The sequence below is a fragment of the Saccharopolyspora sp. NPDC045839 genome (genome assembly GCF_056431645.1).
Map to the genome: position 1 here is coordinate 174,861 of NZ_JBWKKH010000013.1, position 13,389 is coordinate 188,249.

The window sequence follows — 13,389 nt, forward strand, 5'->3', positions numbered from 1 at the left end:
TCAGGCCTCCTTCCCGGTCAGGTCGAGGAAGGCCTCGTCCAGCGTCGTGTCGGTGACGCGCAGCTCGCGGGCGGTGACGCCCTGCCGGGCCAGCAGCGTGAGCACCGCGTTGACCGTCTCGTCGGTGCCGCTGATGACCAGCCGATCGCCCTCGCGCCGCACCGACGCCACGTCCGGCAGCGAAGCCAGCTCGGTCTCGTCGAGCCGCGCCGAGGGCGCGAAGGAGATGACGGTCGACGCGGCGGCCCGGCCGACGAGCCGGGCCGGGGCGTCGAGGGCGACCACCCTGCCGCGGTCGATCACCGCGACCCGGTCGCACAGCCGCTGGGCCTCCTCCATGAAGTGGGTGACCAGCACGACCGTCACGCCGCCCGCGCGCACCTCCTCGATCAGCCGCCAGGTGTCCCGGCGGGCCCGCGGGTCCAGGCCGGTGGTGAGCTCGTCGAGCACCACGATCTCGGGATTGCCGATCAGGGCCAGCGCGATGAACAGCCGCTGCTGCTGGCCGCCGGAGAGCGCGCCGAAGCGGGTCTTCAGCTGCGCGGCGATCCCGAGCCGCTCCGCGAGGCCCCGCCAGTCCGCGGGTCGCGGGTAGAAAGCGGCGTAGAGCTCCAGCGCCTCGCGCACGGTGATCTTGGGTTGCAGCTGGGATTCCTGCAGCTGGGCGCCCAGGATCCGGGTGAGCCGGTCGCGGTCGGCCGCCGGGTCGAGACCGGCGACCCGCACCTTCCCGGCATCGGGCGTGCGCAGGCCTTCGATGCATTCGACGGTGGTCGTCTTGCCCGCGCCGTTGGGGCCGAGGATCCCGAAGATCTCGCCCGCTTCGACGGTGAAGTCCACGCCGTCCACGACGGGTCTTCCGCCGTAGGACTTGCACAGCCCGTCGACTTCGATGATCGCCATGCCACGAGTCTCGCGGGACGGCGCTCCGCCGGACATCGCCCGGCTCGCTCGAACCGGCATCAGCCGATCGGCCGATGCCGGCATCCCCCGCGCCCCGGCGGAGCGGCGATCAGAAGCGCAGCCTGGGCTTGCCCTCGCGCTCCCAGCGGCGCCAGAGCTCCGGCATCTCGCCGGACAGCCACTGGTAGAACTCGTTCACCGTGCGCAGGCGGCGGGCCCGCTCGCCCTGGCCGCTGAACATCCGCAGCCCCTCCGCGGTGAGCGCTTCGAGCGCGGTCACCCGCTCCATGCGCTGCCGCACCAGCGCCGGCCAGCGGTCCTCCTCCACCTGGTACAGCGCCGCTTCGCGGCCCTGCCGCGTGGTCTTGGAGATCACGCCGAGCCGCATCAGCAGCCGGACGTTGGTGCTGATCGAACCCGTGCTCGCGGCCAGCGCGTGGGACAGCTCCGCGGCGGTGCGCTCCGGCGGGTCGCAGACCAGCAGGAACGCCAGGATGCGGCCGGCGATCAGCGGCATGCCCTCGCTGGCCTCGAAGTGCGCGGCCATCTGCTCGATCCACTCCGACATGGCTGGCCGGTCGGTGCGCTGCAAGTAGTCGGACACGACGACTCCAAGTGATCGACTTTAGTCATCGCTGAAAAAATAGACCACAGCGAAGATTTCGGCCAGCATCGACCACCGGTGTGTCGCGGGACGTCAGCGCCGGGCGAACATCACCGGGCGCGCGGACCGGCCATCTTCCGCCGGTGCGCGGGGCCGATCTTCAGCGCCGCGACCGTCTCGCCGTCCCACTCGTGCGGCGACAGCCCGTCGACGGCTTCGACGAGGGCCTCCCCCGCCGCCACGTCGGGCACCATCACGTCGCCGAGCAGCCCGTCTTCGCCGACCAGCACGACCCGGGCACCGGCCCGCCCGAGGTTCTCCACCACCGCGCGCGCGGATCCGCCGTGCGCGGCGACGAACGCCTTGGCCGCGGCGATCGCCTTCGGCGACGGTGCGGTGCTCTGTTCGGTGTCCTTCTCAGCAGCCGTCATGCCGGGAATCCTAAACACGTTTCACCCCTTGGAGGCCGCCACGTTGCGCACGACACCCGCGCGTTCAACGGGCCCACCGGGGATGATTTCGACTGCCGGCGCCCACCTACGCAGCCAGCACCACCGTGCAAGATGAGTTCGGAAACAACTTCCAGCGAGGTTTCCCAATCTCGCTTTGCGTGGCGGTGCGGGTGGCGGAACCTCAGAGGCTCCCTGGACTGTGGGTGCCCTGACTTATGTATGCCCAATACACGGCGTCAGGGCCGTCCTCGCCGGGAGAACCCCGGAGGGGTGGGCACGGTGAACCCGCGGCGGTGCCGGTGTCGTAGGTGGGTTATGCGCCTGCGGCGCATGCGACACCCCATCGACGTGCGGCTTTGCGACCCGCAGTTGCGGGCCGACCAGGATGGAAAATCCTCAGCGGGGAAGATCGGGTCGGCGTGCGGAGTTGCACCCCTCGAACGACAACAGGCGAAGGAGCGAGCATGCGTGCGATTCGGGTGGCGGCCAACGGCGGGCCGGAGGTCCTGGAGTACAGCGAAACCGAGCTGCCCGACCCGCAGTCCGGCCAGCTGCTGGTCGAGGTGGCCGCGGCCGGGGTCAACTTCATCGACACCTACCAGCGCAGCGGGATCTACTCGATGCAGCTGCCGTTCACGCCCGGCTCGGAGGGCGCGGGCAAGGTCGTCGCGGTGGGCCCCGACGTGACCGGCTTCGGCGTCGGCGACCGGGTCGCCTGGGCGATGGCGCCGGGCAGCTACGCCGAGCGGGCGCTGGTGCCCGCCGACAAGGCGGTGCGGGTGCCGGACGGGGTGGACGACCGGACCGCGGCCGCGGCCCTCCTGCAGGGACTGACCGCGCACTACCTGATCACCTCCACCTACCCGGTGGGCACCGGTGAGACCGCCCTGGTGCACGCCGCGGCAGGCGGCATGGGCCTGCTGCTGACCCAGCTGATCAAGTCGCGCGGCGCCAACGTGATCGGCACCGTGTCCACGGCGGAGAAGGAGGAGCTGGCGCGGGACGCCGGCGCCGACGAGATCATCCGCTACACCGAGGAGGACGTGGCCGAGGAGGTCGCGGACCTCACCGACGGGCGCGGCGTGGACGTGGTCTACGACGGCGTCGGCAAGACCACCTTCGACGCGAGCCTGGCCAGCCTGCGGCCGCGCGGCATGCTGGCGCTGTTCGGCGCGTCCAGCGGCCCGGTGCCGCCGGTGGACCCGCAGCGGCTGAACGCGGCGGGCTCGGTGTTCCTGACCCGCCCGAGCCTGGCGCACCACATCCTGACCCGCGAGGAGCTGGACTGGCGGGCCGAGGAGCTGTTCGCCTGGATCGCCGCCGGCACCCTGAAGATCCGCATCGGCGGCACCTACCCGCTGCCGGAAGCCCGCCGGGCGCACGAAGACCTGGAAGGCCGCCGGACCACCGGAAAGCTCCTCCTCCTGCCCTGACCACCACGAATGTCCACAATTCCGATGAGCGCCTTCCGGCCTCGCCCTGCACAGCGGCGCGGCCAGCAGCACGGCCAGCAGCAGCACGGCCAGCCGCCCTGCGGGAGCTGCGGCGGCCTGCCCGACTCCGGGATCCAGACGCACGTCTGACCCGCCTCCGGCGTGTCGCACCCCGACATGCCGGAGGTTGTGGACAACTCACGCAATTTCAATGGAAATCGAAGGTCTGATTTCCATTGAAATTGCGGACCAAGGGGATCAGAAGGGCCAGCCGAGGACCGGGAGGCTCAGCGCCGAGTCCACCGCGAGGGCCACGCACACGATCATCAGGTACGTGTTCGACATGTGGAACAGCGTCATCGGCTTGGTCTTCTCGCCGCGCTTGGTCGCGGCGTGCAGCCGGTGCGCCAGGAAGATGAACCACGCGCCCGCCAGGGCCGCGAACGCCGCGTAGAGCCAGCCGGTCGCCGGGACCAGCAGCAGCGTCCAGACCACCATCAGCCAGGTGTAGATCACGATCTGCCGCGACACGTACGTCGGCTCGGCCACCACCGGCAGCATCGGGACGCCGGCGCGCTCGTAGTCGTCCTTGTACTTCATCGCCAGCGACCAGGTGTGCGGCGGCGTCCAGAAGAAGATCACGCCGAACATCACCAGCGCCGGCCAGTCCACCCGGCCGGTCACCCCGGCCCAGCCGATCACCACCGGCATGCAGCCCGCGGCGCCGCCCCAGACGATGTTCTGCGCGGTGCGCCGCTTGAGCACCAGCGTGTAGACGAAGACGTAGAACAGGATGGTGCCGACAGCCAGCGACGCGGCCAGCAGGTTCGTCGTCGCCCACAGCCAGCCGAAGGACGCGACGCCGAGCACGATCCCGAAGATCAGCGCGTGCCGGTTGGACACCGTGTGCCGCACCAGCGGGCGTGCCCGCGTGCGCTTCATCACCTGGTCGATATCGGCGTCGGCGACGCAGTTCAGCGCGTTCGCGCTGCCCGCCGCCATGGTGCCGCCGATCAGCGTGGCGATCACCAGCCAGGGCGACGGGATGCCCCGCTCGGCCAGCAGCATCGCAGGGATGGTGGTCACCAGCAGCAGCTCGATGACCCGCGGCTTGATCAGCCCGGCATAGGCTTTCAGCAGCTCAGCGGGCCGCCGAGCGCGCTGCGTCCGGGGGGCGTCGACGACGGTGGTCACGACGCTGCGCTCACCGACGGCATGGCACTCCTAAGGCGATTCGGACGACCTGGACCAACCCGGGCACCCCGGAAATGGACCGACCACGAATAGTAGGCGCGCTACTGAAGCCGCCCTCGCGCGGGTCGCGCCCGAGGCGCCGCGAACGGACCGGTGGCCCTGGTCACGCCCCTTCCCCGGTATCCTGGCCGTGTTCCCGCCGCGATCGGGAACGGGTCGCCCCTCAGCGCAAAACCGCAGGGCACGGGCAGGCGGCAGCCGAGTCTCCGACATCACCCGGATGGCGCAACCGTGGTCTCCCAGGCGCAGTGCCGGGCGCCGACCGCCGCCGCTCCCCGCGAGCGGCTGACATCAATCCAGACGGGTCGGCACGTGGCTGATCGGACACGACTAGGCTGCCCGTCGGACGAGGGATAACCGCGGTTCGAATCGGTCCAGCACCGCATTCGCCGTTACATACGAAAACCGCCGAAGGAAACTTGGAGCTGCGTCCGTGTCCGTCACCGACGACCTTGCCCGCTTGACCACCAAGCACCTGCCCGAAGACTGGACCGAGCTGGACCAGCGCGCGGTGGACACCGCCCGCGTGCTGGCCGCCGACGCGGTGGAGAACTGCGGCAGCGGCCACCCGGGCACCGCGATGAGCCTGGCGCCCGCCGCCTACGCGCTGTTCCAGCGCGTCATGCGCCACGACCCCACCGACCCGAACTGGATCGGCCGCGACCGGTTCGTGCTGTCGGCCGGACACTCGAGCCTGACGCTGTACGTGCAGCTGTTCCTGGCCGGCTACGGCCTGGAGCTGGACGACCTGAAGGCGCTGCGCAAGTGGGGTTCGAAGACCCCGGGCCACCCCGAGTACGGGCACACCGACGGCGTCGAGACCACCACCGGTCCGCTGGGCCAGGGCCTGGCCACCGCGGTCGGCATGGCGATGGCCGCCCGCCGCGAGCGCGGCCTGTACGACCCGGAGGCCGCCGCGGGTGAGAGCCCGTTCGACCACCACGTCTACGTGATCGCCTCCGACGGCGACATCGAGGAAGGCATCACCTCCGAGGCGTCGTCGCTGGCCGGTACCCAGCAGCTGGGCAACCTCACGGTGATCTACGACGCCAACGAGATCTCCATCGAGGACGACACCCGCATCGCGCTGTCCGAGGACACCGCCAAGCGGTACGAGTCCTACGGCTGGCAGGTCCTGGTGGTGCACGGCGGCGAGGACGTCAAGGGCCTGCTGGAGGCCATCGAGTCGGCCAAGGCCGAGACCTCCCGCCCGACGCTGATCGTGCTGCGCACGGTGATCGGCTACCCGGCCCCGACCAAGATGAACACCGGCAAGGCGCACGGCGCCGCGCTGGGTGCCGACGAGGTCGCCGGGGTCAAGCAGGCGCTGGGCTTCGACCCGGAGCAGTCGTTCCAGGTCGACGCCGAGGTGCTGACCCACGCCCGCGAGGTCGTGGCCCGCGGCGAGGCCGCCCGCGCCGAGTGGCAGGTCGCGTTCGACAAGTGGGCCTCGGCCAACCCGGAGCGCAAGGCGCTGCTGGACCGGCTGAGCACCCGCGAGCTGCCCGCCGGCTGGCAGGAGAAGCTGCCGACCTGGGAGGCCGACGGCAAGGGCGTCGCCACCCGCAAGGCCTCCGGTGAGGTCCTCAACGCGCTGGCCGACGTGCTGCCGGAGCTGTGGGGCGGCTCGGCCGACCTGGCGGAGAGCAACAACACCACGATGAAGGGCGCCGCCTCGTTCGGCCCGGAGTCGATCTCCACCAGCACCTGGAACGCCAACCCGTACGGCCGGACGCTGCACTTCGGCATCCGCGAGCACGCCATGGGCGCGATCCTCAACGGCATCGCGCTGCACGGCGGAACCCGCCCCTACGGCGGCACCTTCCTGGTGTTCAGCGACTACATGCGCCCGGCGGTCCGGCTGGCCGCGCTGATGAAGACCCCGGTCATCTTCGTGTGGACGCACGACTCGATCGGCCTCGGCGAGGACGGCCCGACGCACCAGCCGATCGAGCACGTCGCCTCGCTGCGCGCGATCCCCGGCTTCTCGCTGGTCCGCCCGGCGGACGCCAACGAGACCGCGGCCTCGTGGAAGGCGATCCTGGAGGACCCGAGCGGCCCGGCCGGGCTGGCGCTGACCCGCCAGGGCGTGCCGACGCTGGAGGGCGTGGACGCCGACGGCGTCGCCAAGGGCGCCTACGTGCTGGCCGAGGCCGGCAACGGCAAGCCCGAGGCGATCCTGATCGCCACCGGCTCCGAGGTCCAGCTGGCCGTCGAGGCCAGGAAGATCCTGGAGGCCGACGGCGTTGCCACTCGTGTGGTGTCCGTGCCGTGCGTCGAGTGGTTCGACGCCCAGGACGAGGCCTACCGCGAGTCGGTGCTGCCGAAGGCGGTCAAGGCCCGCGTCTCCGTCGAGGCCGGCATCGCGCTGCCGTGGTACCGGTTCGTCGGCGACGCCGGCGAGTCGGTGTCCCTCGAGCACTTCGGCGCCTCGGCCGACTACAAGACCCTTTACAACGAGTTCGGCATCACCGTCGACGCCGTTGTCGCGGCGGCCCGGCGCAGCCTGAGCAACGCCGAGCAGGCGTGAGCGGAGGAATTCCTGTGACCACCAACCCGAACCTCAAGGCGCTCAGCGAGGCCGGGGTCTCGATCTGGCTGGACGACCTGTCGCGCCAGCGGATCTCCTCGGGCAACCTGGCCGGGCTCATCACCGACCAGGCGGTCGTCGGCGTCACGAGCAACCCGACGATCTTCGCCAACGCGCTGTCCAACGCCGCCGACTACAACGAGAAGGTGCGCGAGCTGGCGGCCCGCGGCGCGAGCGTCGACGACACGGTGCGCGAGCTGACCACCGCCGACGTCCGGGACGCGGCGGACATCTTCCGCAACGTCTACGAGTCGACCGGCCGCGTCGACGGCCGGGTCTCCCTGGAGGTCGACCCGCGGCTGGCGCACGACACCGACCGCACCGTGGCCGAGGCCATCGACCTGTGGAAGGCCGTGGACCGGCCGAACCTGATGGTCAAGATCCCGGCCACCCTGGCGGGTCTGCCCGCGATCACCCGCGTGCTCGCCGAGGGCATCAGCGTCAACGTCACGCTGATCTTCTCGGTGCAGCGCTACCGCGACGTGATGGACGCGTTCGTGGCCGGCCTGGAGCAGGCCAAGGCCAACGGCCACGACGTCGGCGAGATCGCCTCGGTCGCGTCGTTCTTCGTGTCCCGGGTGGACACCGAGATCGACAAGCGGCTGGCGAAGATCGAGGGTGGCGAGGAGCTGCGCGGCAAGGCCGCGATCGCCAACGCCCGGCTGGCCTACGCGGCCTACCTGGAGGTCTTCTCCTCCGAGCGCTGGAAGGCGCTGGAGGCCGACGGCGCCAAGGCGCAGCGTCCGCTGTGGGCGTCCACCGGTGTGAAGGACCCGTCCTACTCCGACACGCGCTACGTGGACGAGCTGGTCGCGCCGAACACGGTGAACACCATGCCGGAGGCGACCCTGAAGGCCACCGCCGACCACGCCGACGTGCGCGGCGACCTGGTCACCGGCACGGCCGCCGCCTCGCAGCAGGTCTTCGACGACCTCGCGAAGATCGGCATCGACCTCGACGACGTCTTCGCGGTGCTGGAGAGCGAGGGCGTCGAGAAGTTCGAGAAGTCCTGGACCGAACTGCTGGAGACCGTCGGCCAGCAGCTGGCCCAGTCCAAGTAACGAACAGCCGAAGTCTCCGGGAATTCCGGGCCGGTGCGCATCTGCCGCACCGGCCCGGATCGGCGACACTGTGGTCGCACGAAGTTGGCTTCCAAGATCGAACTCCGGAAACGCAGGTCGAACTGGGGTTCGGGTCCAACTAAATCGAGCGCTGAAGGAACTACATGGCAACCGAAACCTCCGTCGACATTCGCGATGTGGCGCTAGCGGCCGAGGCCCGACCGCTGGTCGAGCAGTTGGCCGCCGATGCGGTTGCCGGCAAGCTCGCCGCCCAGGACGCCACGCTGTGGGGCCCGGACGCGGAGAGCGAGGCATCCATCCGGCTGTCCTGGACGACGCTGCACGAGAGCTCGCGTCCGCTGCTCGCCGAGATCGACGCGCTGCGCGCCGAACTGCACGCCGAGGGCTTGGACCGCATCGTGCTGGCCGGGATGGGTGGCTCGTCGCTGGCTCCGGAGGTGATCACCGCGACCGCCGGCGTGCCGCTGGTCGTGCTGGACACCACCGACCCCGGGCAGGTCGCCGACGCGCTGTCCGGCGATCTCGACCGGACCGTGCTGGTGGTCTCCTCGAAGTCGGGCACGACCGTCGAGACCGACAGCCACCGCCGGATCTTCGAGCGGGCTTTCACGCAAAACGGAATCGATCCTGTGACCCGCATCATCGTGGTCACCGACCCCGGTTCGCCGATGGAGTCGGCGGCGCGCGAGGCGGGCTACCGCAAGGTCTTCACCGCCGACCCGCACGTGGGCGGCCGCTACTCGGCGCTGACCGCCTTCGGCCTGGTGCCCGCCGGACTGGCCGGTGCCGACGTCGCCACGCTGCTGGACGACGCGGCCGCCGCGTTCGGGCGGCTGAGCGCCGATGACGCCGGCAACCCGGCGTTGCGGCTGGCCGCGGCGCTGAGCGCCGCGCACGCCAAGGGCGCCGAGAAGGTCGTGTTCGCCGACACCGGCTCGGGCATCAAGGGCTTCGGCGACTGGGTCGAGCAGCTGATCGCCGAGTCCACCGGCAAGAACGGCACCGGCCTGCTGCCGGTGGTCGTGGAGAACACCGAGGCCCCCGGCTTCGCCGATGCCGGTCCGGACGCGACGACCGTGGCCGTCGGGCCGGCCGTCGACGGCGCGCGGATCAGCACCACCGGCCCGCTGGGCGGCATGTTCCTGCTGTGGGAGTTCGCGACCGCGGTGGCCGGCCGGCTGCTGGGCATCGACCCGTTCGACCAGCCGGACGTGGAGGCCGCGAAGAAGGCCGCGCGGGCGCTGCTGGACGGCCCGGCCGGTGGCCCGGCCGCGACCCCGGCGCTGGTCGACGGCTCGGTCGAGGTGCACGCCTCCGGCGACTGGCTGACCGCAGGCACCGGCACCGTGGCCGAGGCGCTGCGGGCGTTCCTGGCCATCGCGCCGGAGCGCGGCTACCTTTCGGTGCAGGCGTACCTGGACCGACTCGACGACGCCTCGACCGCGGTGCTGCGGCCGGAGCTGGCGCGCCGCACCGGGCTGCAGACGACCTTCGGCTGGGGCCCGCGGTTCCTGCACTCCACCGGGCAGTACCACAAGGGCGGCCACCAGAACGGCGTGTTCCTGCAGATCACCGGTGCCGCCGAGGAGGACCTGGAGGTGCCGGACCGGCCGTACACCCTGGCCGGGCTGCAGCGCGCCCAGGCGCTCGGCGACGGGCAGGTGCTCGCCGACCGGGGCCGGCCGGTGCTGCGCCTGCACCTCACCGACCGGGCGGCCGGGCTCGTCGAGCTGGTCAAGGCCGTGCAGGACCTGCGCTCCTTGGAGGACCGGGCGTGACTCAAAGCGAACAGTGGCACAACCCGCTGCGCGACCCGCGGGACAAGCGGCTGCCCAGGATCGCCGGCCCGTGCGGGCTGACGATCTTCGGCGTGACCGGTGACCTCTCCCGCAAGAAGCTGATGCCGGCGATCTACGACCTCGCCAACCGCGGCCTGCTGCCGCCGGGCTTCGCGCTGACCGGCTTCGCCCGCCGCGACTGGGCCGACCAGGACTTCGGCCAGGTCGTCTACGACGCGGTCAAGGAGCACGCGCGGACCCCGTTCCACCAGAACGTCTGGGACCGGCTGGCGGAGGGCATCCGGTTCGTGCCCGGCTCGTTCGACGACGACGCCGCGTTCGACCGGCTCGCCGCCACGGTCAAGGAACTCGACGCCGACCGGGGCACCGGCGGCAACCACGCGTTCTACCTGTCGGTGCCGCCGTCGGCGTTCCCGACGGTGCTCAAGCAGCTGTCGCGGTCCGGGCTGACCGAGCCGACCGACGAGAGCTGGCGGCGGGTGGTCATCGAGAAGCCGTTCGGCCACGACCTGGAGAGCGCGCGGCACCTCAACGGCATCGTCAACGAGGTGTTCCCCGAGGAATCGGTGTTCCGCATCGACCACTACCTCGGCAAGGAGACGGTGCAGAACATCCTGGCGCTGCGCTTCGCGAACCAGCTGTTCGAGCCGATCTGGAACGCGCACTACGTGGACCACGTGCAGATCACCATGGCCGAGGACATCGGCCTGGGCGGGCGCGCCGGCTACTACGACGGCATCGGCGCGGCGCGCGACGTGATCCAGAACCACCTGCTGCAGCTGCTGGCGTTCACCGCGATGGAGGAGCCGGTCTCCTTCTCGCCGCAGGACCTGCGCGCGGAGAAGGTCAAGGTGCTGTCGGCGACCAAGCCGGTCGGCCCGTTCGACGAGACCACCGCCCGCGGCCAGTACACCGGCGGCTGGCAGGGCGGTTCGCTGGTGCCGGGCCTGCACGAGGAGGGCGGTTTCGCGTCCGACTCGATCACCGAGACCTACGCGGCGATCACCCTCGAGGTGGAGAGCCGGCGGTGGGCCGGGGTGCCGTTCTACCTGCGCACCGGCAAGCGGCTGGGCCGCCGGGTCACCGAGATCGCGGTGGTCTTCAAGCGCGCCCCGCACCTGCCGTTCGACAGCACCATGACCGAGGAGCTCGGGCAGAACGCCCTGGTGATCCGGGTGCAGCCGGACGAGGGCATCACGATGCGCTTCGGCGCGAAGGTGCCGGGCACCTCGATGGAGGTGCGCGACGTGACCATGGACTTCGGTTACGGACACGCGTTCACCGAGTCCTCGCCGGAGGCCTACGAGCGGCTGATCCTGGACGTGCTGCTCGGCGAGCCGTCGCTGTTCCCGGTGAACGAGGAAGTCGAACTGTCCTGGCAGATCCTCGACCCGGTGCTGGAGCACTGGGCCGCCCGCGGCAAGCCCCAGCCGTACAAGGCCGGGACGTGGGGTCCGCCGTCGGCGGACGCGATGCTGGCCCGAACCGGACGCGTCTGGAGGCGACCGTGATCATCGATCTGCCGTCCACCACCACTTCGCAGGTCAACAAGAAGCTGGTCGAACTGCGCGAGTCCGGTGGTGCGGTCGCGCTGGGCCGGGTGCTGACGCTGGTGATCGTCACCGGCGACGGCACCGAGGTGGAGAAGGCCATCCAGGCCGCCAACGACGCCAGCCGGGAGCACCCGTGCCGGGTGATCGTGGTGGCCAGCGGGGCGCGGCAGGCCGCGCCGCGGCTGGACGCCCAGATCCGCGTCGGCGGCGACGCGGGGGCGTCGGAGGTCATCGTGCTGCGGCTGTACGGGCCGCTGGCCGACGAGGGCGCGGGCTCGGTGGTGCCGTTGCTGCTGCCGGACGCCCCGGTGGTCGCCTGGTGGCCCTCGGACGCGCCGGAAAGCCCCGCGAAGGACCCGATCGGCGCGCTGTCGCACCGGCGGATCACCGACGCGGCGGCCGACGGCGACCCGATCGTCTCGCTGCAGAAGCGCGTCAAGTCCTATGCCGACGGTGACACGGATCTGGCCTGGACCCGGCTGACCTCGTGGCGCGCGGTGCTGGCGGCGGCGCTGGACCTGCCGCCGCACGAGGCGGTCACGGCCGCCACGGTCACCGGCGCGGCGGACTCGCCGTCGACCGACCTGCTGGCCGCGTGGCTGGCGAGCTACCTGGGCATCCCGGTGCGCCGGGTGGATCACCCGCGCGGACCGGGCATCGTCTCGGCGGTGCTGGAGCGCCCGTCGGGCAACGTGGAGATCGTCCGCCCGGACGGCAAGGTCGGGACGCTGACCCAGCCGGGCCAGCCGGAGCGGCGGGTGTCGCTGCACCGCCGCGAGGTGCGCGACTGCCTCACCGAGGAACTGCGCCGCCTCGACCCGGACGAGATCTACGAGGCCACCCTGCAGGGCCTGGACAAGATCGTGCGCGGCGAGGACGAACCGGCGGCGGAGGCCGCCGAGTCGGCAGAGGCCGGTTCATGAGCCGACCGGAAGTGGTCGTGCACGCCACCGGCGAGCTGCTGGCCGCCGCGGCGGCGGCCCGGCTGATCACCAGGATCGTCGACGCGCAGGCCGCGCACGGCGTGGCGTCCGTGGTGCTCACCGGTGGCCGGACGGGCATCGGCGTGCTCGAACAGGTCAACCGCTCCCCCGCCCGGGACGCGGTGGACTGGGCGAACGTGGACGTGTACTGGGGCGACGAGCGGTTCCTGCCGGACGGCGACCCGGACCGCAACGAGACCCAGGCCCGCCACGCCCTGCTCGACCACGTCCCGGTCACCCCGGAGCGGGTGCACGCGATGGCGCCATCGGACGGCAAGTTCGGCCCGGACGCCGATGCGGCGGCGGCGCACTACGCGGAGGTGCTCGCGACCACGGCATCGCGGGCGACCGACATCGCGGTGCCGCACTTCGACGTCCTGCTGCTGGGCGTCGGCGAGGAGGGGCACACGGCGTCGCTGTTCCCGGACACGCCGTACGTGCGGGAGGCCGAGCGGACGGTGGTGGGCGTGCACGACTGCCCGAAGCCGCCGCCGACCCGGATCTCCCTGACGCTCCCGGCGATCCAGGCGGCTTCGGAGGTCTGGCTGATGACCACCGGCGAGGCGAAGGCCGAGCCGGTGGCGGCGGCGCTGGGCGGGGCGAAGCCGGTGGACATCCCGGCGGCGGGAGCCCGCGGCCGGGACCGGACCCTGTGGCTGCTGGACCCGACCGCGGCATCGGCCGTCCCGACCGGGGGCTGATCCCCCGAGGCGAAGGCCACCCCGAGCACTGGCGG

The 13,389-nt window shown here is 71.5% G+C and carries 12 protein-coding genes; 8 read left to right on the plus strand and 4 right to left on the minus strand.

The features are described 5' to 3' along the window. The 3 genes from AC07EQ_RS20440 to AC07EQ_RS20450 all read right to left on the minus strand — a co-directional run bounded on the left by AC07EQ_RS20440 (nt 1) and on the right by AC07EQ_RS20450 (nt 1,938). Complete coding sequence (locus AC07EQ_RS20440) at nt 1-903, minus strand: ABC transporter ATP-binding protein (protein ID WP_478389498.1); 903 nt, start codon at nt 901-903, stop codon at nt 1-3. Nucleotides 904-1,012: 109 nt separating this feature from the next. Then, on the minus strand, nt 1,013-1,507 hold the full coding sequence (locus tag AC07EQ_RS20445; RefSeq protein ID WP_452612724.1) for a GbsR/MarR family transcriptional regulator: 495 nt from the start codon (nt 1,505-1,507) through the stop codon (nt 1,013-1,015). 110 nt (nt 1,508-1,617) lie between these two features. Next, nucleotides 1,618-1,938, minus strand: a complete 321-nt coding sequence (locus tag AC07EQ_RS20450; RefSeq protein WP_478389499.1) for a hypothetical protein — start codon at nt 1,936-1,938, stop codon at nt 1,618-1,620. 485 nt (nt 1,939-2,423) lie between these two features. On the opposite strand from AC07EQ_RS20450, the gene AC07EQ_RS20455 reads away from it, so the two are divergent. Continuing rightward, a complete protein-coding gene (locus AC07EQ_RS20455) occupies nt 2,424-3,392 on the plus strand; it encodes a quinone oxidoreductase family protein (RefSeq protein ID WP_478389500.1) in 969 nt (322 codons plus the stop codon). 24 nt (nt 3,393-3,416) lie between these two features. After that, the gene (locus tag AC07EQ_RS20460) at nt 3,417-3,542 is read left to right on the plus strand and encodes a hypothetical protein (RefSeq protein ID WP_478389501.1); all 126 of its coding nucleotides are present in this window, start codon (nt 3,417-3,419) and stop codon (nt 3,540-3,542) included. Nucleotides 3,543-3,650: 108 nt separating this feature from the next. Here AC07EQ_RS20460 and AC07EQ_RS20465 read toward each other — a convergent pair whose 3' ends face one another. Then, a complete protein-coding gene (locus tag AC07EQ_RS20465; RefSeq protein WP_478389502.1) occupies nt 3,651-4,586 on the minus strand; it encodes a heme o synthase in 936 nt (311 codons plus the stop codon). A gap of 493 nt (nt 4,587-5,079) precedes the next feature. Here AC07EQ_RS20465 and tkt point away from each other — a divergent pair, with 493 nt between their 5' ends. The 6 genes from tkt (at nt 5,080) to pgl (ending at nt 13,354) form a co-directional block, all read left to right on the plus strand. Continuing rightward, nucleotides 5,080-7,176, plus strand: coding sequence for a transketolase (gene tkt, locus AC07EQ_RS20470; RefSeq protein WP_478389503.1), 2,097 nt, complete (start codon nt 5,080-5,082; stop codon nt 7,174-7,176). Nucleotides 7,177-7,190: 14 nt separating this feature from the next. Then, nucleotides 7,191-8,297, plus strand: coding sequence for a transaldolase (tal, locus tag AC07EQ_RS20475; protein WP_478389504.1), 1,107 nt, complete (start codon nt 7,191-7,193; stop codon nt 8,295-8,297). Between the two features lie 164 nt (nt 8,298-8,461). Next, nucleotides 8,462-10,096 carry a glucose-6-phosphate isomerase gene (locus AC07EQ_RS20480; protein ID WP_478389505.1) on the plus strand — a complete coding sequence of 545 codons (1,635 nt, stop codon included), beginning with the start codon at nt 8,462-8,464 and terminating at the stop codon, nt 10,094-10,096. Next, nucleotides 10,093-11,628: a glucose-6-phosphate dehydrogenase gene (gene zwf / locus AC07EQ_RS20485; RefSeq protein WP_397527156.1), complete on the plus strand. Its 1,536-nt coding sequence runs from the start codon at nt 10,093-10,095 to the stop codon at nt 11,626-11,628. The genes AC07EQ_RS20480 and zwf overlap by 4 nt, the downstream gene beginning before the upstream one ends. Then, nucleotides 11,625-12,593: a glucose-6-phosphate dehydrogenase assembly protein OpcA gene (opcA, locus tag AC07EQ_RS20490; protein ID WP_478389506.1), complete on the plus strand. Its 969-nt coding sequence runs from the start codon at nt 11,625-11,627 to the stop codon at nt 12,591-12,593. Before zwf ends, opcA begins: the two co-directional genes overlap by 4 nt. Next, nucleotides 12,590-13,354 (plus strand): 6-phosphogluconolactonase, encoded by a 765-nt coding sequence (gene pgl / locus AC07EQ_RS20495; RefSeq protein WP_478389507.1) that lies wholly within the window; start codon nt 12,590-12,592, stop codon nt 13,352-13,354. The genes opcA and pgl overlap by 4 nt, the downstream gene beginning before the upstream one ends. Nucleotides 13,355-13,389: the final 35 nt, after the last annotated feature.

Bases quoted from the DNA above. Each gene is read 5' to 3' on its own strand.
- AC07EQ_RS20450 (WP_478389499.1), bottom strand. From the start codon at position 1,938: ATGACGGCTGCTGAGAAGGACACCGAACAGAGCACCGCACCGTCGCCG.
- AC07EQ_RS20455 (WP_478389500.1), top strand. From the start codon at position 2,424: ATGCGTGCGATTCGGGTGGCGGCCAACGGCGGGCCGGAGGTCCTGGAG.
- pgl (WP_478389507.1), top strand. From the start codon at position 12,590: ATGAGCCGACCGGAAGTGGTCGTGCACGCCACCGGCGAGCTGCTGGCC.
- AC07EQ_RS20480 (WP_478389505.1), top strand. From the start codon at position 8,462: ATGGCAACCGAAACCTCCGTCGACATTCGCGATGTGGCGCTAGCGGCC.
- AC07EQ_RS20460 (WP_478389501.1), top strand. From the start codon at position 3,417: ATGAGCGCCTTCCGGCCTCGCCCTGCACAGCGGCGCGGCCAGCAGCAC.
- AC07EQ_RS20440 (WP_478389498.1), bottom strand. From the start codon at position 903: ATGGCGATCATCGAAGTCGACGGGCTGTGCAAGTCCTACGGCGGAAGA.